This is a genomic window from Pseudomonas sp. Marseille-Q7302 (assembly GCF_965111925.1).
Genome location: NZ_CBCOPK010000001.1, coordinates 973,671 through 990,916, shown reverse-complemented (window position 1 = coordinate 990,916; position 17,246 = coordinate 973,671). Strand labels below are relative to the sequence as shown.

Here is a 17,246-nt window from a genome sequence, read left to right as displayed (position 1 = left end):
ACCCTCCTCTTCAGCCATCGGTGGAAAGTGTCAGGCCCTCCCACCGGTCGATCTCCCGGCTGGCCGCGGCCAGGCGTTCGCGCACCAGGTGCAAGGCATCGCTGCCCAGCAGCAATTGCGTGGGCGGCGCTGGCATGGCGATAAGGCGCAACAGCGCCTGGGCGGCCTTGTGCGGATCGCCGAGCTGCTTGCCGCTCTTGGCTTCGCGCGCCGTGCGAATCGGCACGAACTGCTCATCGTAGTCGGCGATGCTGCGGGCGCTGCGGCGCATCGAGCGACCCGCCCAGTCGGTGCGGAAGGAGCCTGGCGCCACGGCGGTGACCCAGACCCCGAACGGCACCAATTCCTGGCCCAGGGCCGCCGAGATACCTTCGAGGGCGAACTTGCTACCGCAATAGTAGGAGATGCCCGGCAGGGTGATGGTGCCGCCCATGGAGGTGATGTTGATGATATGACCGCGACGCCGCTCGCGGAAGGACGGCAGGAAGGCCTTGGTGACGGCAACCGCCGCGAAGACATTGACCTCGAATTGCTGACGCAGCTCTTCCAGGGGTGACTCCTCAAGGATGCCCTCGTGCCCGTAGCCGGCATTGTTCACCAGTACGTCCACCGGGCCAAGCGCTGCCTGGGCCTCCGCCACTACCGCGTCCACGCGATCGTGATCCGTGACATCCAGCAGGACGCCATGGGCCCTGGGCGACAAGGCGGCGAACGCCTGGCGATCGGCTTCCTGGCGCACCGTCCCGATGACGCAATGGCCGGCCACCAGGGCTTCCCGTGCCAGGGCATTGCCCAGACCACTGCTCACGCCAGTGATGAAAAGGGTCTTGTACTCGTTCATGGCTCGCTCCCTCGGTGTAGGAAGCGGCCATGCTAGCGCCCGGGTACGCAGCCCTCGCTGCCGGATCGTCTGGTGGTCTTGCCCAATCCTCTCAACATCGACGCCAGTGGCTCAGGTCCCTCTGGGCTTGGCTCGCGCCGTCGGTTCGGCGATCAGCGGATCGTCCGGCCAGTAGTGCTTGGGGTAGCGGCCCTTGAGGTCCTTCTTCACGTCGAGGTAGGTGTTGGCCCAGAAGCTGGCCAGGTCCTGGGTGACCTGCACCGGACGCCGCGCCGGGGAAAGCAGGTGCAGCTTGACCGCCAGGCGCCCGCCGGCGATGCGCGGGGTATCGGCCAGGCCGAACAGCTCCTGCAACCGCACCGCCAGCACAGGCGGGTGCTCGCCGTAGTCCAGGCGGATGTTGGAGCCGGAGGGTACCGCCAGGGTGCGCGGGGCCAGGTCGTCCAGCTGGCGCGGCAGCGGCCAGGGCAGCAGGCCCTGGAGCATGGCGGCCAAGTCCAGATTGGCGAAGTGGGCCAGGCGGGTGACACGGTCCAGGTAGGGCAGCAGCCAGTCTTCCAGGCTGGCCAGCAGGGCCGCGTCGCTGACATCCGGCCAGTCGCTCGCCTGCTTCTGCTGCAAGTCCAGCTGGCGCAGCAAGGCCACCCGCGCCTGCCACTGGCGCAACTCCGGCGTCCAGGGCAGCAACTCCAGGCCCTTCCGCCGCACCAGCCCCAGCAGCGCGCGGCTGCGGGCCGTGGCGTCCAGGTTCTTCAGCGGCTCGCGACTCAGCACCAGCTGGCCGACCCGGCGCTGGCGTTCAGCGCGCAGGACGCCTTCGCGCTCGTCCCAGTCCAGTTCGTCGTGACTCACCACCTGCTCGGCCAGCGGCCCCTCGAACAGCGCCGGATCCAGTTCGGCGGCCAGGTAGATGCGCTCCTCGCGCTGCCCCTGGCGACTGCCCAGGTCGGCCACCACCAGCCAGGGCGACTTCATCAACCCATCCGGCTCGCCAAAGCTGGCGGCCCGGCCATTGGCCAGCCGATAGTCCTGGCCGCCGGCCTTGCGCTGCTGGGCGATACGATCCGGATAGGCGCAGGCCAGCAGGGCCCCGGTCCAGCGCGGGTGTTCGGGATCGGCCACCGGCCGCTCGGCCTTGCCACGCAGCAGGCCGCGGTACTGACGGACCAGCTGACGAATGCGCGCCACCCCGCCGCGCGGGCCGCGCCCTTCGCTGGCCAGGAGCAGCAGACGGGTATGCAGGTCGGCGCCCTGCCCCGGCGCCAGGTCGCGCTCGCCCAACAGTGCGGCTATCTCACAGGCGCGCTCGGCCAGGCACCAGGCCTGACCACGCAACAGCAGGTGCGCCAGCCGCGGATGGGCCGGCAGACCGCTCATGGCCTGGCCGTGGGGGGTGAGCACGCCCTGGTCGTCCAGGGCACCCAGGCGCATCAGCAGGTCGCGGGCCTGGGCCAGGGCCGCGGCGGGCGGGGGATCGAGCCAGGCCAGCTCCTCGGCGCTCATGCCCCAGCGGGCCAGTTGCAGCGCCAGCCCGGCGAGGTCGGCCTGGAGGATCTCGGCGCTGTCGTAGGCCGGCAATTGCTGGTGCAGCTCTTCCGACCAAAGCCGGTAACAGACGCCCGGCTCCAGTCGGCCGGCGCGGCCCTGGCGTTGGGTGGCCGAGGCGCGGGAGATGCGGCGGGTGGTCAGACGGGTCATGCCGCTGCCGGGATCGAAGGCCGGCACCCGTGCCAGACCTGCATCCACCACCACCCGTACCCCTTCGATGGTCAGGCTGGTCTCGGCGATATTGGTGGCCAGCACCACCTTGCGGCTGCCCACTGGCGCCGGCTCGATGGCTGCCCGCTGGGCCGCCAGTTCCAGTTCACCATGCAACGGGCAGAGCAACACCGCAGCAGGCAAGTGATCCGCCAGCCGCTCGGCGGTGCGGCGGATCTCGGCCTGCCCGGGCAGGAACACCAGCAGGCTGCCGGTTTCCTCGTCCAATGCCTGCAGCACCGTGGCCGCCACCCGCGCTTCCAGACGCTCGTCCTGGCCGAGCGGTCGACTCCAGCGGGTCGTGACCGGAAACATCCGGCCTTCGCTGCGCACCACCGGCGCGCCCCCGAGCAGCGCGGCGAGACGCTCGCCTTCCAGGGTGGCGGACATCACCAGCACCTTGAGCGGCGTATCGCGCAGCAGCTCGCGCCCGCTCAGGGTCAGCGCCAGGGCCAGATCGGCGTCCAGACTGCGTTCATGAAATTCGTCGAAGATCACCAGGCCGACACCGTCCAGCGCCGGATCATCCTGCAGCCGGCGGGTAAGGATGCCCTCGGTGACCACTTCGATGCGGGTGCGCGGCCCTACCCGGCTTTCCAGGCGGATGCGATAGCCCACCGTCTCGCCGACGCCTTCACCCAGCTCCGCGGCCAGACGCTCGGCGGCAGCGCGAGCCGCCAGCCGGCGCGGCTCCAGCAGCAGGATGCGCTGACCGGCCAGCCAGGGTTCGTCCAGCAGCGCCAGGGGCACCCGGGTGGTCTTGCCGGCGCCGGGCGGCGCTTCCAGCACGCAGTCATCACGGCGGGCGAGGGCCTGGCGCAGGTCGGGCAGGACAACATCGATGGGCAAGGGCGTCATTGGGCACGGCCGGTGGTCTCAACAGGGCGGGCAGTATAAAGCGTCTCGCCCGTCGCAATTCCGGCCGCTATAGTGGCGGCCTCATCCAACCGGAGGTTGTCTATGTCGATGCGTACCCGCGCGGTGTGTGGCGTCCTCGCCGCCGCCCTGTTCACCCAGCTGACCGCTTGCGGCTCCCTGTTCTACCCCGAGCGCCGCGGCCAGATCACCGGCAGTGGCCGTATCGACCCGGGCATCGTCGCCCTCGATGCCATCGGCCTGCTGTTCTACATCATCCCCGGCCTGATCGCCTTTGGCGTGGACTTCGCCACCGGTGCCATCTATCTCCCCGAGAACCGCCGTGCCGAGGTGGATCCGGCCGAGCTGAACAAGGCGGTCAACCCGGACGGCAGCGTCGATCGCGCACGCCTCAAGGCGATCATCCAGCAGGCCACCGGCCATAACCTGCCGCTGGACGATCCCCGCCTGCTGCAACGCAGCGGCAACACCGAGCAGCTCGCCAGCCTGGGCCTCGCCCCGCACGCCTGATGAGCGATCCGCACCGCACCGAACGGCTGTTGCGTCGCGCCACGACCGCCTCGGTGGCCGTGGCGACGACGCTGATCCTGGCCAAGGCCGTGGCCTGGTGGTTCAGCGGTTCGGTCAGCCTGCTCGCCGGCCTGACCGATTCGCTGCTCGACGGGCTGGCCTCGGTGTTCAACCTGCTGGCGGTGCACTACGCCCTCAAACCGGCGGACGACGACCACCGCTACGGTCATGGCAAGGCCGAGTCCCTGGCCGGTATCGCCCAGGCGGTCTTTATCGGCGTCAGCGCCGTACTCATCGCCTGGCAGGCCATCGGTCGCCTGCAACACCCCGAGCCCCTCGGCGCCCATGCCCTGGGCATCGCCGTCACCCTGTTTTCCCTGGCCCTGACTGCCATGCTGGTGGCCTACCAGCAGCACGTCATCCGCCTTACCGATTCCACGGTGGTCCGCGCCGACGCCCTGCACTATCGCTCCGACCTGCTGCTCAACGTCGGCATCCTAATCGCCCTGGCGCTGACCGGCTTCGGCTGGTACTGGCTGGATCCACTGTTCGGCCTGGCCATCGCCCTCTACATCCTCTGGAGCGCCTACGGCATCGCCCGTGACTCCTTCGGCGTGCTGATGGACCAGGAACTGCCCGCCGACATCAGCGAGCACATGCTGCAGCTGGCCTGCCAGGTACCTGGCGTGATCGGTGCCCATGACCTGCGTACCCGTCTCTCCGGCAATCACTGATTCGTGCAACTGCATCTGGAGCTGCCGGGGCAGATGAGCCTGTCGCGCGCCCATGTGCTGTGCGACGAGGTCGAGGCGGCCATCTGCGCCGAATACCCCCAGGCCGAGGTGCTGGTCCACGCCGATCCGCTGGATGCGCCGGACGTCCCCCACCGTCATCCCCTGCCGCCCGCCACCTGAGCGGAACCCGGCGCCGCTGCGTTCTCTCGAATCTGCAAGCTTGATTCGGAGAGCGTTCCAGAGAGCGCCGGGAGATGACCATGAATACCCTGCACCCGGTCGCGCGCCTTGCGGACCTGCGTGAAGACCGCGGTACTGCGGTCGAGATCGAAGACACCACCATCCTGCTGCTGCGCGTCGGCGACGAGGTGCGGGCCTTTCAGGCCAACTGTCCCCATGCCGGCGCCCCGCTGGCCGAGGGCGCCGTCTGCCAGGGGCGGCTGGTCTGTCCCTGGCACAAGGCGAGCTTCGCCGTGGATGACGGCAGCCTCTGCGAACCACCCGCGCTGGATGCCCTGCAGCGCTACCCGGTGGAGGTGCGCGATGGCGAGGTGCTGGTCGGTACCGAGCCACTGCCCGCACAAGCGGCCGAAATCCAGCGTGACGAGCGCCTGTTCGTCGTCGTTGGCGCCGGCGCCGCAGGCACGGCCGCCGCCGCTGCCCTGCGTGAGTTCGGCTTTGGCGGCCGCCTTGTGCTGATCGGCCAGGAACCGGGCGAGCCCTATGATCGTACCGCCCTGTCCAAATTCGTCCTCCAGGGCGACAAGGCCCCAGAAGAGGCTCCACCGCTGCGCGATGCCGACTTCTTCCGTCAGCAGCACATCGAACGCCTGCACGCCGAGGTGGTGCGCCTGGATGCCCAGGTACGCCAGCTGGAACTAAGCAATGGCCAGACCCTGGACTATGACGGTTGCGTACTCGCCACTGGCGGCGAGCCCAAACCCCTGGCCGTGCCAGGCGCCAACCTCCAGGGCATCCACCTGTTGCGGACCCGCGCTGACGCGGCCGCCATCCTGGCCGACCTGCCCGACGAGGGCCGGGCGGTGATCATCGGTGCCAGCTTCATCGGCCTGGAAGCCGCCTCCGCCCTGCGCAAGCAGGGCCTGGCAGTGGACGTGGTCTCTCCCGCCTCCCTGCCCTTCGTCAAACAGATGGGCGAGACCCTGGGTCAGCACTTCAAGACCCTGCACGAGGCCAATGGCGTCACCTTTCATGCGCCCCACGAGGTGGTGGGCTTCGAAGGCGAAGGTCAGGTCCGGCAGGTCAGACTCAAGGACGGTACCCGTCTACCCGCCGATGTCGTGCTGGTAGGCACCGGCATCGCTCCGGCGACGGCTTTCCTCGCCAACCTGCCTCTGGCGGACGATGGCAGCATACCGGTGGATGCCCAGCTCAAGGCCGCGGAAGGCCTCTACGCCGCTGGCGACCTGGCCACCTTCCCCTATGCCGGCCGGCCCACCCGGATCGAGCACTGGCGCCTGGCCCAGCAGCACGGCCGCCTGGCCGCGCGTAACCTGCTCGGCCAGGCCGAGGCCTATGCCGACGTCCCCTTCTTCTGGACCCTGCACCACGGCAAGCGTTACGAATACCTCGGCCACCCCCGCCAGTGGGATGACATGCACCTCGACGGCAGCCTGGGTGATCAGACCTTCGTCGCCCTGTTGCTGGCCGACGATCTGGTGGTGGGTGTAGTCGCCTGCCAACGAGAGCGTGCCACCGCGGTGCTGAGCCAGCTCATGCGGCAGCCTCTGCCGCGCGCTCGCGCCTTGGAGATTCTGGCCGCGTCTTGATCCAACCAGGACGCGCTCGGGTGACCGGGCACGTCCTCATTGGACGGATAGCCAGCTTCTAGGCACTCAGTTCTTGCCATTGAACATGTCGGCGAACATCTGCTTGTGGGCGGCGTAGTAGTCGGCCACGACCTTGTCGGCGGAGCTCTCGCGTGCCTGCAGCATCAGCTGCTGCAAGTCGCCGTCTGGCAGATGGTAATGGGCGAAGAAGGTGGCGATCTTCGGATACTCGGCCGGAAAATCCTTGCGTGCGATGGCATGGATCTGCTCCGCCGTACCGAAGACGCCCTTGGGATCGTCGAGATAGCGCAGCTTCCACTTGGAAAACATCCAGTGCGGGCTCCAGGCATTGATCACCGACCACTTGCCACGCTTCAGATTGCGATCCATCTCGGTGAGCATGCCGACTTCGGACGAGGCGACGATCTTGTAGCCCTTGAGCTGGTAGACGTCGAAGGCTTTCTCGGTGAGCTTGTACTGGCCATTGCCCACTTCCGAGGAGAGGATCTTGCCTTCGAGCTTGGCCCGCACCTCAGGCTTCTTCAGGTCCTCGACGCTGGAAAGTTCGCTCTTGGGAATGGAGTCGGGTACCGCCATGCCCAGCTTGCCCTCGTAGAGCACGCCCAGATCGGTGAGCTTGTCCTTGTGCTTGTCGACGAACACCGCATGGGTGGTAGGCAGCCAGACCATGGGAATGAGATCGATGCTGCCATTGGCCATGGCCTGGAACTGGATGCCAATGTCGGCCTGCACCATCTTCACCGGCAGCTTCAACTGGTCCTCGATGGCAGCCTGGGCGAGCTTCGCGGTGATTTCCGCATCCGACCAGTTGACCCAGCCGACGCGGACCGGTCCCTGGGCAGCGTGAATACCCTGGCTGGCGACTGTCAGGCCCAGCACGGCGACCAGACCCAGGACCTTGCGTTTGATGTTCTGTGCAACATTCATCAGCTCTATCTCCGGCGTTTGTAGTGTTGTTGTTGCTGGCAGTATCAAGTCGAAGAACGCGTTGTTGTTGAGAGGGGCCAGGCCTGCTCCCGCACGCCCGGGTCTTGAGGAGGGCCCGCTACAGTGCCCGTTCCAGGGCCGGCAGGGCTTCGAACAGATCGGCCACCAGGGTGTAGTCGGCTACCTGGGTGATAGGCGCCTCGCCATCCTGGTTGATGGCGACGATGACCTTGGAGCCGCTCATGCCTGCCAGATGCTGGATGGCGCCACTGATGCCCACGGCCAGATAGAGGTCGGGCGCGACATGCTTGCCGGTCTGGCCCACCTGCAGATCGTTACCCGCAAAGCCGGCATCCACGGCGGCACGGGAGGCTCCGACAGCGCCGCCCAGTCGATCGGCGACTCGCTCGACCAGGGCGAAATTCTCCCGACTGCCCAGGCCACGCCCACCGGACACCACCACGCGCGCACTGCCCAACTCGGGCCGTGCGCTGGTGCTGAGCACCTCGCTGACGAGACGACTCGCGGCCGGTGCCAGCGCCTCCTCCAGCCGCACGATCGGGCAAGGCGTCGCGCATCGCTCCGCCTTGGCGAAAGCGGACGCGCGCACGGTCAGGATTCGCACCTCATCGAGGGATTCGACGCAGGCGATGGCATTGCCGGCATAGATCGGTCGGCGGAACACCGTCTGGCTGTCGATGGCGATGACCTCGGCGATCATCCCGACATCCAGCAAGGCAGCCACGCGCGGTAGGACGCTGCGACCCTGGGTGCTCGCCTCGGCCAGCACATGCCCAAGACGGCGTCCCGCCAGCCTGGCGATCAGCTCGGCCAGGACTTCGGGTGCACACGACTCGGCGGTCTCGGCCACCAGCACCCGCTCTACCCCGGCGAAGGCTGCAGCCTGCTCTGCTGCGGCGCAAGCGCCCGGCCCGATCAGCAGTAGCTCGATCGGTTGCGTCAGCTCCCTGGCCGCCATGATGACGTTTGCCGTGGCGGCCTTGAGCTGGCCAAGGTGATGTTCGGCGACGATCAGACTGGACATCAGAGCACTCCTGCACGCTGTTTGAGGTGGCTGACCAGCTCGTCGACGGACTGGACCCGGATGCCCGCCATCCGCTGGATCGGGGGCTGCACGCCCAGCAGGCGGGTGTGCGTTCTGGTCGCAACCCCCAGGGCCGTGCCATCCAGCACCTCCAGGGGTTTCTTCTTGGCCTTCATGATCGCCGGCAGCGAGGCATAGCGAGGCTCGTTGAGCCGCAGGTCGCAGGTCACGACGGCGGGCGAACGCAGCGCGACGGTCTGACGCCCGCCATCGATCTCGCGCTCGACGATCCACTCCCCTGCTGCATGGCTCAAGGCCGAGGCGCAGGTGGCCTGGGGCAGGCCGGCGAGCTGCGCCAGCATCTGGCCCGTCTGGCTGTTTTCCTGGTCGATAGCCTGCTTGCCGAACAGCACCAGGTCTGGGCGCTCGCGCTCGACCACCCGGGCCAGCGCTTTGGCCACGTTGAGCGGCTCCAGGGGACTTGGCAGCTCTACCAGCAGCGCTCGGTCGGCGCCCAGAGCCAAGGCCGTGCGCAACTGCTCCTGCGCAGCGTTGCTGCCGACCGTCACCACCACGACCTCTTGGGCGACGCCCCTTTCCTTCAGGCGGATGGCCTCCTCGACGGCGATTTCGCAGAAGGGATTCAACGCCATCTTGACGCCGGTCAGCTCGACGTCGGAGCCGTCGGCCTTCACACGAACCTTGATGTTCGGATCGATAGCGCGCTTCACCGCAACGAGCACTTTCATCGTCTCTCCTGGGGCTATTGAGGCCATGCCAACCACCGGCAATGGGCCAATCCTAGCCACAGCCCATCGCCTTCGGCAAGAGAAATGTACACGACAGATTTATTTGTTGACACACCTGTACATTGAATCCAGATTGAGCGAAAACACGCCTGATGTCGTTCGCCCGGAGAGCCCGAGATGTCCACCGATCCGCTCCTGCAGCCGTACCAGCTCAAGCACCTGACCCTGCGCAATCGCATCATCACCACCTCCCATGAGCCGGCCTATCCCGAGGACGGCATGCCCAAGGCGCTGTACCGGGCCTACCATGTCGAACGTGCCAAGGCCGGGGTCGCCCTGACCATGACGGCCGGTTCGGCGGCCGTCTCCCGCGATAGCCCGCCGGTGTTCAACAACGTGCTGGCCTGGAAGGACGAGGTAGTGGGCTGGCTGCGGGACCTGACGGACGAATGCCACGAGCATGGCGCCGCGGTGATGATCCAGCTCACCCACCTGGGCCGGCGCACCCGCTGGGACAAGGCCGACTGGCTGCCGGTGGTCTCGCCCTCCCATGAGCGCGAACCCGCGCACCGGGCCTTTCCCAAGCAGATCGAAGACTGGGATATCGAGCGCATCGTCAAGGACTACGTCGACGCCGCCGAGCGCATGAAGTACGCCGGCCTCGACGGTCTGGAGCTGCAGGCCTACGGCCATCTGATGGACCAGTTCTGGTCGCCGCTGACCAACACCCTGGACGGCCCCTATGGCGGCTCGCTGGAAAACCGCATGCGCTTCACCTTCGAGATCCTGCGCGGCATTCGCCAGCGTTGCGGCGAGGACTTCCTGGTGGGGATTCGCTACACCGGCGACGAGACGTTGCCAGGCGGCATCGATGCCAACGAAGGCATGACCATCTCCCAGTTGCTCAAGGACAGTGGCCTGGTGGACTTCCTCAACGTGATCCGCGGCCATATCGAGACCGATGCGGGCCTTACCGATGTGATCCCGATCCAGGGCATGCGCAACTCGCCGCACCTGGATTTCGCCGGCGAGATCCGTTCGGCCACCGGCTTCCCGACCTTCCATGCGGCGAAGATTCCCGATGTCGCCACCGCGCGCCACGCCATCGCTTCCGGCAAGGTCGACATGATTGGCATGACCCGGGCGCACATGACCGATCCGCACATCGTGCGCAAGATCATCGAGAAGCGCGAAGAAGAGATCCGCCCCTGCGTTGGCGCCAACTACTGCCTGGATCGCATCTACCAGGGCGGTGCGGCCTATTGCATCCACAATGCCGCCACCGGCCGCGAGACCACCATGCCCCACGACATCCCCAGGGCGGCGGTGCCGCGCAAGGTGGTGATCGTCGGCACTGGTCCGGCAGGGCTGGAAGCCGCCCGGGTAGCCGGCGAACGCGGGCACCGCGTCAAGGTGTTCGAAGCGGCCGATCGGCCGGGTGGCCAGATCCGCCTGACCGCCCAGAACGAAAGACGGCGCGAGATGATCAGCATCATCGACTGGCGCATGGCCCAGTGCGAACGCCTGGGCGTGGAGTTCGCCTTCAACACCTGGGCGGAAGCCGATACGGTGCTGGCGGAAGAGCCCGACGTGGTGATTGTCGCCACCGGCGGCCTGCCCCATACCGAGACCCTCAGCCAGGGCAACGACCTCACCGTCTCGACCTGGGACATCATCTCCGGCGACGTCAAACCCGGGCGCCAGGTGCTGATCTTCGACGACGCCGGCGACCATGCCGCCCTGCAGGCCGCGGAAGTCATCGCCAAGAGCGGCGCCGGCGTGGAGATCGTCACCCCCGACCGCGCCTTTTCCGCCGAAGTCATGGCGATGAACCTGGTGCCCTACATGAGGACGCTGCAGGACCTCGACGTGACCTTCACGGTGACCTACCGCGTCGACCGGGTCGAGCGGCGCGATGGCAGGCTGGTCGCTACCTTCAAGAGCGACTACGGTCCCGTCCACAAGGAACGCGTGGTCGATCAGGTGGTGGTGAACCACGGGACGGTGCCGCTGGACGATCTCTATTTCGAGCTAAGGCCGCAGTCGAAGAACGATGGCGCCGTGGAGCACCAGGACCTGATCGCCGGCAAGCCGCAGAACATCGTCACCAACCCGGCCGGGCGTTTCCAGCTGTTCCGCATCGGCGATGCCGTGGCCGCGCGCAATACCCATGCGGCAATCTACGATGCGCTGCGACTGATGAAGGACCTGTAGTGCCGCCGCACGCCCTGCCCCGCCTCCGGATCGGGGGCCAGGGCGTGAGGACCGTCGCCCTAGTATTCGTCGGTTGTCGGCGCCTGCCGGAAGGTCTCGCTGAGCGGTACGAAGACTCCAGGCTCGGTCTCGGCATAGCCGAACTTGCCGAAGAAGCGGTCGAGCTCGCGTTGGGCAGGCCGCTCGCCGGTAAAGATGCTGGTGTAGTGCGGAATACGCCGGAAGCGCTCGGTCAGTCCCTCGTCGGTCTTCATGGAGATATAGCCAATCTGCGTCAGGTACAGCGTGCGCGCCCGGGTGTCGGCCGCATCGGCGTCGTAGCCGAAGCGCCGGAACATGGTGGACAGCGCCGCCATGCGCGTGCGGTCGGCAGCGGCGATGGCCGCTGCCACCTCTTCGGACTGCAACGCCCAGCTGCGTACCGCGAACTCGAACTGGGAGTCGAACAGCGTGTTGTCCAACCAGCATTCGAAGACGTTGAGGATCGCCTCGGCGATGCTTTCCGCATAGCTTTCGCACTGCCGGACCAGGTTGCCGGTATTCTTGTCGCGCCAACGCTCGAGCAGTGCCGCCAGCAATTGCTCCCGATCCTCGAAAAACCAGTAGAAACTGGTTCGTGACAGCTTCAGCCGTTTGGCGAGCGGCATCACCTTGACTCCGTCGATGCCGGACTCCTTCAAGGCCTCGTAGGCCGCCTCCAGCCAGCCATCGGCCGAACCCCGCCAGCCACTGTCCGCGTCCTTGTCCCGCGCCTTGCTCTGTCGCGCCATCGACCTCTTGTCCCGTGCAATACTGTCCGGCAACTGTACAGCACCGCGCTTTTTCTGTGCACGAAGGTGAGTCCTGGCTTCTAGACGGTCATGACCGTGTGAATCCGGGGCTGAAGACATGACCCTGGCGACCGCTCGCCCTCTGCTCAGGCTGGCTCCCATGCAGCGCTCCGAATCCATGCGACGTTCCAAGGGCTATCGCCGGCTCATTCCGTCCATGAACGCCCTGCTGGTGTTCGAGGCCGCCGCTCGCCTCGGCAGCTTCACCGTCGCCGCCCAGGAACTCGGTGTAACCCAGGCCGCCGTGAGCAAGCAGATCCGCTTTCTCGAGGAATTGCTGGATACCCGCCTGTTCCACCGCCTGCACAGGGCCATCCAGCTCACCCCCGAGGGCAGCGCGCTGTTTCTGGTCATGGGCGATTCGCTGCAGCGCATCGCGGCGACCTTCGACAAGATCCTCGACGGCCAGGCCGAGCACGAGATCGTCCTGGCCTGCACCAGCGCCTTCTCCCATCTGCGGATCATGCCCCGTCTGCCGGCCTTGCAGGCACTGCTGCCCGATCTCCAGTTGCGGCTGGTCCCACCGCTGCATCGCGAGGCCGACCTGGCCATCCGCTACGGCAACGGCAGCTGGGATGACGGGACGGCTACCCTGCTGTTCGACGAAGAGGTCTTTCCGGTCTGCGCACCCGAATGGCTGGCGAGCCATGCCGCGCCGCGCTCCATCGCGGACCTCTACCAGAGCCCGCTCATCGACTCGGATGCAACACTGGAAGGCTGGATGACCTGGAGCACCTGGTTCCGCGCCCTGGACCATACCCCACCGCGGCTGCGCATCGGCCTGCGCTGCACCCACTATGCCGATACCATCCGGGCGGCTACCCAGGGCCTGGGGATCGCCCTGGGCTGGAATCGCCTGGTCGCCCCCCTGCTGGCCGACGGCCAACTGATCAGGGTGACGGACTTCATCGTCAAGCCACGCGACGCCTATTACCTGGTGACACCCCATGGTCGCAAATCGGTAGCGGGCGATCCGCTGATTGCCTGGCTCCGAGAAGAGCCAGCCGTCTGCAGGCCGCTCTAGGCCAGGGTTCCTGGCATAACCCTGGCTCATGCCAGCTTAACAATAAAGCGCGTTGACCCCTTTCGGGGGCACTTCGATACTGCGGCCACACACCCCGGCCAACGTCTCCCTTGAGGTGCCCCATGGATAACGCCCCCGCCAAGAGCCATCGCGACCTGCTCGCCCAGCGCCAGCCGGGCCATGGTCTTCCTGGTGAGCTGTATGGCCGACCGGATGTCTTCGCGACCGACCTCGAGGTCTTCTACACCCGGCACTGGATCGTGGTCGGTGTCACCGCGGACATTCCCGAGCCGGGGGACGTCTCCACCCTGGACATCGGCAAGGCCTCGATCATCCTGGTACGCGACGACGACGAGAACATCCGGGCGTTTCGTAACGTCTGCAGGCATCGCGGCGCGCGGCTCAAGGAAGCGGGCAAATCCACCGTGGGCATGCTGGTCTGCCCCTATCACCAATGGACCTACGACCTCGACGGCCAACTGAAGCATGCCGCGCACATGGGCAAGGACTTCGACGCCAGCTGTCGCAGTCTCATACCGGTGGCCGTACGGGTGGTGGGTGCCCATATCCTGGTCTGCCTGAGCGACGAGTCGCCCCAGGACATCGACGCCCTCGCCACCGAGATGGCGCCACGCTTCGCCCCCTATGCCCTGCAGTACAGCAAGATCGCCTACGAGAGCGAGATCATCGAGAACGGCAACTGGAAGCTGGTGATCGAGAACAACCGCGAGTGCTATCACTGCGCCGCCGGTCACCCCGAGCTGAACGCCTCCTTCCTGCCGGAAGACTTCGGCGTCTGTACCGACGGCATGAGTCCGGAATCGCTCCAGGCCCTGGCGGACTATCAGGCGAAGAACGCCCAGGCCCGTCAGAACTGGGAAGACCAAGGCCACCTCTGTGCCGCCGTCGAACACCTGGAAGAGGACAGCATCACCCAGTTCCGCTCGCAGCGCCTGGTCATCGCCAACCATGGCGAATCCCAGACGCTGACCACCCAGGTGGCCTGCACCCGCTTGCTGGGCGACCTGACGCGCCGCGACCTGGGCGATGTGCATTTCTGGACCCACAATTCCTGGACCCACGTCATGAGCGATCACGCCGTGGTGTCCTACATCATCCCGCTCGGACCGGACCAGACCCTGGTCAGGACCAAGTGGCTGGTCCATGCCGATGCCGTGGAGGGCGTCGACTACGACCTCCAGACCCTGACCGAGGTCTGGCAGGCGACCAACCTGCAGGACGCCGGACTCGTCGCCATCACCCATCGCGGCACCCAGGATCCCGCCTATGTGCCCGGACCTCTCTCCGCCTTCACCGAGACCTACGTCGAGCAATTCACCCGCTGGTACGCCGCCCGCCTTGCGGCCCACGGGGTGTGAGGAATGACCATGACCGCGCTCACTGCCTATGCCCCCACGCAAGACAGCCGCTTCAACGAGGCCCAGACCTGGTCGGCATTTGGTGCATCCTGGAGCAGTGCCGAACGGAAGACCCTCGAATGCTGCGCCATTCGGATCGAGACCGCCGATGTCAGGACCTTTGTCTTCCGTTGCCCTGACTTCGTCGCGTTAGCCTTCGAGCCTGGCCAGTTCATCACCCTGTCGCTCACCATCGATGGCCAGAGCCTGTCACGCTGCTACACGCTGTCCTCGACGCCGACCCGTCCCTTCAGCTTCGCCATCACCGTCAAGCGCGTGCCGGGTGGCCTGGTGTCGAACTGGCTGCACGATCACCTGGAGGTCGGCAGTCGCCTGCTGGCCACGGGCCCGGCAGGCATCTTCACCCCGGTAGGGCATCCCCAGCGCAAGCTGCTCTATCTGTCCGCTGGCTCGGGTGTCACGCCACTGATGGCCATGACCCGCGCCGCCTTCGACCTGGGGAGCGATCCTGATATCGCCTTCGTCCACAGTGCCCGCACCCCGCAGGACATCATCTTCCGCGACGAACTGGCTCATTTGCAGGCCGCGCAACGTCATCTCAAGGTGTTCGCCATCTGTGAGGCGTCCGGCGCCGAAGCGGACTGGCAGGGTCCGGTCGGCCGCCTGGATCTCGCCCTACTGGAACGACTGGTACCGGACTTTCGCGAACGCGAGGTCTTCACCTGCGGCCCCCAGGGCTATATGGGCGCCGTCCAGCGGACCCTGCGCGAAGGGGGATTCGACCTCTCCCACTATCATCAGGAAAGCTTCACCATCGGCAGCCCGACGGCTTTCGTCGAGACAGTACCCACCACGGCCAGTGACGCCCTGTTCACCATCACCTTGGCCCGCTCGGGCAAGGTCTTCAGCATGCTGGGCGACCAGACCGTGCTCACCGCCGCCAAACGCGCCGGCGCCATCGTGCCCTCCTCCTGCGGCCAGGGTCTCTGTGGTACCTGCAAGACGGCCCTGCTCGACGGCCAGGTGGAGATGCAGCATGCCGGCGGCATTCGCCAGCGCGAGATAGATCGCGGGTTTCGACTGCTGTGCTGCAGCAAACCCACCTCCGATCTGGTGCTCGACCTATAGCGGTCGCCAGGCATCGCCAATGCGCCTGCATCGGTGCCCTTCAGCAGCACGAGCCAGGCGTCATCCCGGTATCCGACCACCATATGACCGCCCGCTATCGGCACCCAGCGCAGTTGCCTGCCAGGCGCGCTGGGTGCTGAACTGACGATTGCTTCCAGCGTTTGGCTTCTGCGTAGAACTCCTGCGCGCCTGGACACCTCTCAACGTAAACGGCCAGGCCTGTGATCGACAGCGATCCAGCCAGAGGCCTTGAGAGATCCTGAGCCCCATGAGTGACCACATGCCCACTGCGCCTCGCCCCTATCGCGTCGGCCTGATCGCCGACACCCATGGCCTGATGCGCCCCCAGGCACTGGAGGCCCTGGCCGGCAGCGATTTCATCCTGCATGCCGGCGACATCGGCAAGCCCGAGATTCTCGATGCGCTGCGCGAGCTGGCCCCCCTGGCCGTGGTCCGGGGCAACAACGACGACGTACCCTGGGCCGACGACATCCCCGAGCGCGTCACCCTGACCCTGGCCGACATCGGCATCCATATGCTGCATATTCTGCCGGAACTGGACCTGCAGACCGCCGGTGCCGCGGTGCGGGTGGTGGTCAGCGGCCACTCGCACAAGCCGCTGATCGAAGAGCGCGACGGCGTACTCTACGTCAACCCGGGAAGCGCCGGTCCGCGCCGTTTTCGATTGCCGATCAGCGTCGGCCGCCTGACCTTGGACGCCGGCCAGATCCAGGCCGAGATCCTGGAACTCACCCCCTGAAGGAACCCCGATGAGCATCTCCTACCACTCCTACGAACCCAGTCAGGGCCATGGCCTGCCCCATGATCCCTTCAACGCCATCATCGCGCCGCGTCCCATCGGCTGGATTTCCTCCCATAGCGAAAGCGGCGTGCTGAACCTGGCGCCCTACAGTTTCTTCAACGCCTTCAACTACAAGCCGCCGCTGATCGGCTTTTCCAGCCAGGGCTACAAGGACAGCGTGGCCAACATCGAGCGCACCGGTGAATTCGTCTGGAACCTGGCGACCCGCGAGCTGGCCGAGGAGATGAACGCCAGCAGCGCCATGGTAGGTCCGGAGGTGGACGAATTCGCCCTGGCCGGCCTGGAGCCTGCCCCCTCGACGATCGTCAAGGTGCCGCGGGTCGCCCGTGCCCAGGTGGCTTTCGAATGCAAGTTGAGCCAGATCGTGCGCCTCAAGACCGCCGCCGGCGACGAGCTGGACCAGTGGCTGGTGCTTGGCGAGGTGGTCGCCGCCCATATCGACCAGCGCCTGCTCAAGGACGGTATCTACCAGACTGCCGCGGCTCGTCCCATCGTCCGTGGCGGTGGCCCGGCCGACTACTTCGAGATCACCGAATCGGCGCTGTTCCGCATGCGTCGCCCCGACTGATCGACCGGCGCTGGAAGGCAAAACGGCGC

General features: G+C 66.5%; 14 protein-coding genes and 1 pseudogene. 9 read left to right on the top strand and 6 right to left on the bottom strand.

Annotated features, from left to right (window positions below):
* Positions 1-10: 10 nt before the first annotated feature.
* Both ACWPW1_RS04670 and hrpB read right to left on the bottom strand, forming a co-directional pair.
* Complete coding sequence (locus ACWPW1_RS04670) at positions 11-841, bottom strand: oxidoreductase (RefSeq protein WP_454252444.1); 831 nt, start codon at positions 839-841, stop codon at positions 11-13.
* Positions 842-952: 111 nt separating this feature from the next.
* Complete coding sequence (gene hrpB, locus ACWPW1_RS04665; protein WP_454252443.1) at positions 953-3,457, bottom strand: ATP-dependent helicase HrpB; 2,505 nt, start codon at positions 3,455-3,457, stop codon at positions 953-955.
* A gap of 102 nt (positions 3,458-3,559) precedes the next feature.
* On the opposite strand from hrpB, the gene ACWPW1_RS04660 reads away from it, so the two are divergent.
* From ACWPW1_RS04660 to ACWPW1_RS04650, 3 genes and pseudogenes are all read left to right on the top strand, one after another.
* Positions 3,560-3,985 carry a polyribonucleotide nucleotidyltransferase gene (locus ACWPW1_RS04660; protein WP_454252442.1) on the top strand — a complete coding sequence of 142 codons (426 nt, stop codon included), beginning with the start codon at positions 3,560-3,562 and terminating at the stop codon, positions 3,983-3,985.
* Positions 3,985-4,899 (top strand): annotated as a pseudogene (locus ACWPW1_RS04655) (cation diffusion facilitator family transporter). Before ACWPW1_RS04660 ends, ACWPW1_RS04655 begins: the two are co-directional and overlap by 1 nt.
* Before the next feature lie 80 nt (positions 4,900-4,979).
* Complete coding sequence (locus ACWPW1_RS04650; protein ID WP_434775816.1) at positions 4,980-6,509, top strand: FAD-dependent oxidoreductase; 1,530 nt, start codon at positions 4,980-4,982, stop codon at positions 6,507-6,509.
* 66 nt (positions 6,510-6,575) lie between these two features.
* On the opposite strand, the gene ACWPW1_RS04645 is transcribed toward ACWPW1_RS04650, so the two are convergent.
* From ACWPW1_RS04645 to ACWPW1_RS04635, 3 genes are all read right to left on the bottom strand, one after another.
* The gene (locus ACWPW1_RS04645; protein ID WP_434775815.1) at positions 6,576-7,457 is read right to left on the bottom strand and encodes a glycine betaine ABC transporter substrate-binding protein; all 882 of its coding nucleotides are present in this window, start codon (positions 7,455-7,457) and stop codon (positions 6,576-6,578) included.
* A gap of 118 nt (positions 7,458-7,575) precedes the next feature.
* Positions 7,576-8,502, bottom strand: a complete 927-nt coding sequence (locus ACWPW1_RS04640) for an electron transfer flavoprotein subunit alpha/FixB family protein (protein ID WP_454252441.1) — start codon at positions 8,500-8,502, stop codon at positions 7,576-7,578.
* Entirely contained in the window at positions 8,502-9,251 is a 750-nt protein-coding gene (locus ACWPW1_RS04635) for an electron transfer flavoprotein subunit beta/FixA family protein (protein ID WP_434775813.1), read from the bottom strand. The genes ACWPW1_RS04640 and ACWPW1_RS04635 overlap by 1 nt, the downstream gene beginning before the upstream one ends.
* 177 nt (positions 9,252-9,428) lie before the next feature.
* On the opposite strand from ACWPW1_RS04635, the gene ACWPW1_RS04630 reads away from it, so the two are divergent.
* Positions 9,429-11,465 carry an oxidoreductase gene (locus ACWPW1_RS04630; RefSeq protein ID WP_434775812.1) on the top strand — a complete coding sequence of 679 codons (2,037 nt, stop codon included), beginning with the start codon at positions 9,429-9,431 and terminating at the stop codon, positions 11,463-11,465.
* A gap of 59 nt (positions 11,466-11,524) precedes the next feature.
* Here the strand turns inward: ACWPW1_RS04630 and ACWPW1_RS04625 are convergent, their stop codons facing one another.
* The gene (locus tag ACWPW1_RS04625) at positions 11,525-12,235 is read right to left on the bottom strand and encodes a TetR family transcriptional regulator (RefSeq protein WP_434775811.1); all 711 of its coding nucleotides are present in this window, start codon (positions 12,233-12,235) and stop codon (positions 11,525-11,527) included.
* A gap of 160 nt (positions 12,236-12,395) precedes the next feature.
* On the opposite strand from ACWPW1_RS04625, the gene ACWPW1_RS04620 reads away from it, so the two are divergent.
* The 5 genes from ACWPW1_RS04620 to ACWPW1_RS04600 all read left to right on the top strand — a co-directional run bounded on the left by ACWPW1_RS04620 (position 12,396) and on the right by ACWPW1_RS04600 (position 17,217).
* Positions 12,396-13,319: a LysR substrate-binding domain-containing protein gene (locus ACWPW1_RS04620; protein ID WP_059313654.1), complete on the top strand. Its 924-nt coding sequence runs from the start codon at positions 12,396-12,398 to the stop codon at positions 13,317-13,319.
* A gap of 122 nt (positions 13,320-13,441) precedes the next feature.
* Positions 13,442-14,698 (top strand): SRPBCC family protein, encoded by a 1,257-nt coding sequence (locus ACWPW1_RS04615; protein ID WP_434775809.1) that lies wholly within the window; start codon positions 13,442-13,444, stop codon positions 14,696-14,698.
* A 9-nt stretch (positions 14,699-14,707) separates the two neighbouring features.
* Entirely contained in the window at positions 14,708-15,826 is a 1,119-nt protein-coding gene (locus tag ACWPW1_RS04610) for a 2Fe-2S iron-sulfur cluster-binding protein (protein WP_454252440.1), read from the top strand.
* Positions 15,827-16,106: 280 nt separating this feature from the next.
* Positions 16,107-16,586, top strand: a complete 480-nt coding sequence (locus tag ACWPW1_RS04605) for a metallophosphoesterase family protein (protein ID WP_271653940.1) — start codon at positions 16,107-16,109, stop codon at positions 16,584-16,586.
* Between the two features lie 10 nt (positions 16,587-16,596).
* The gene (locus tag ACWPW1_RS04600) at positions 16,597-17,217 is read left to right on the top strand and encodes a flavin reductase family protein (RefSeq protein ID WP_059313650.1); all 621 of its coding nucleotides are present in this window, start codon (positions 16,597-16,599) and stop codon (positions 17,215-17,217) included.
* The last annotated feature ends 29 nt before the right edge of the window (positions 17,218-17,246 follow it).

Coding starts and splice junctions, on each gene's coding strand:
- ACWPW1_RS04670 (WP_454252444.1), bottom strand. CDS start 841: ATGAACGAGTACAAGACCCTTTTCATCACTGGCGTGAGCAGTGGTCTG.
- hrpB (WP_454252443.1), bottom strand. CDS start 3,457: ATGACGCCCTTGCCCATCGATGTTGTCCTGCCCGACCTGCGCCAGGCC.
- ACWPW1_RS04660 (WP_454252442.1), top strand. CDS start 3,560: ATGTCGATGCGTACCCGCGCGGTGTGTGGCGTCCTCGCCGCCGCCCTG.
- ACWPW1_RS04650 (WP_434775816.1), top strand. CDS start 4,980: ATGAATACCCTGCACCCGGTCGCGCGCCTTGCGGACCTGCGTGAAGAC.
- ACWPW1_RS04645 (WP_434775815.1), bottom strand. CDS start 7,457: ATGAATGTTGCACAGAACATCAAACGCAAGGTCCTGGGTCTGGTCGCC.
- ACWPW1_RS04640 (WP_454252441.1), bottom strand. CDS start 8,502: ATGTCCAGTCTGATCGTCGCCGAACATCACCTTGGCCAGCTCAAGGCC.
- ACWPW1_RS04635 (WP_434775813.1), bottom strand. CDS start 9,251: ATGAAAGTGCTCGTTGCGGTGAAGCGCGCTATCGATCCGAACATCAAG.
- ACWPW1_RS04630 (WP_434775812.1), top strand. CDS start 9,429: ATGTCCACCGATCCGCTCCTGCAGCCGTACCAGCTCAAGCACCTGACC.
- ACWPW1_RS04625 (WP_434775811.1), bottom strand. CDS start 12,235: ATGGCGCGACAGAGCAAGGCGCGGGACAAGGACGCGGACAGTGGCTGG.
- ACWPW1_RS04620 (WP_059313654.1), top strand. CDS start 12,396: ATGCAGCGCTCCGAATCCATGCGACGTTCCAAGGGCTATCGCCGGCTC.
- ACWPW1_RS04615 (WP_434775809.1), top strand. CDS start 13,442: ATGGATAACGCCCCCGCCAAGAGCCATCGCGACCTGCTCGCCCAGCGC.
- ACWPW1_RS04610 (WP_454252440.1), top strand. CDS start 14,708: ATGACCGCGCTCACTGCCTATGCCCCCACGCAAGACAGCCGCTTCAAC.
- ACWPW1_RS04605 (WP_271653940.1), top strand. CDS start 16,107: ATGCCCACTGCGCCTCGCCCCTATCGCGTCGGCCTGATCGCCGACACC.
- ACWPW1_RS04600 (WP_059313650.1), top strand. CDS start 16,597: ATGAGCATCTCCTACCACTCCTACGAACCCAGTCAGGGCCATGGCCTG.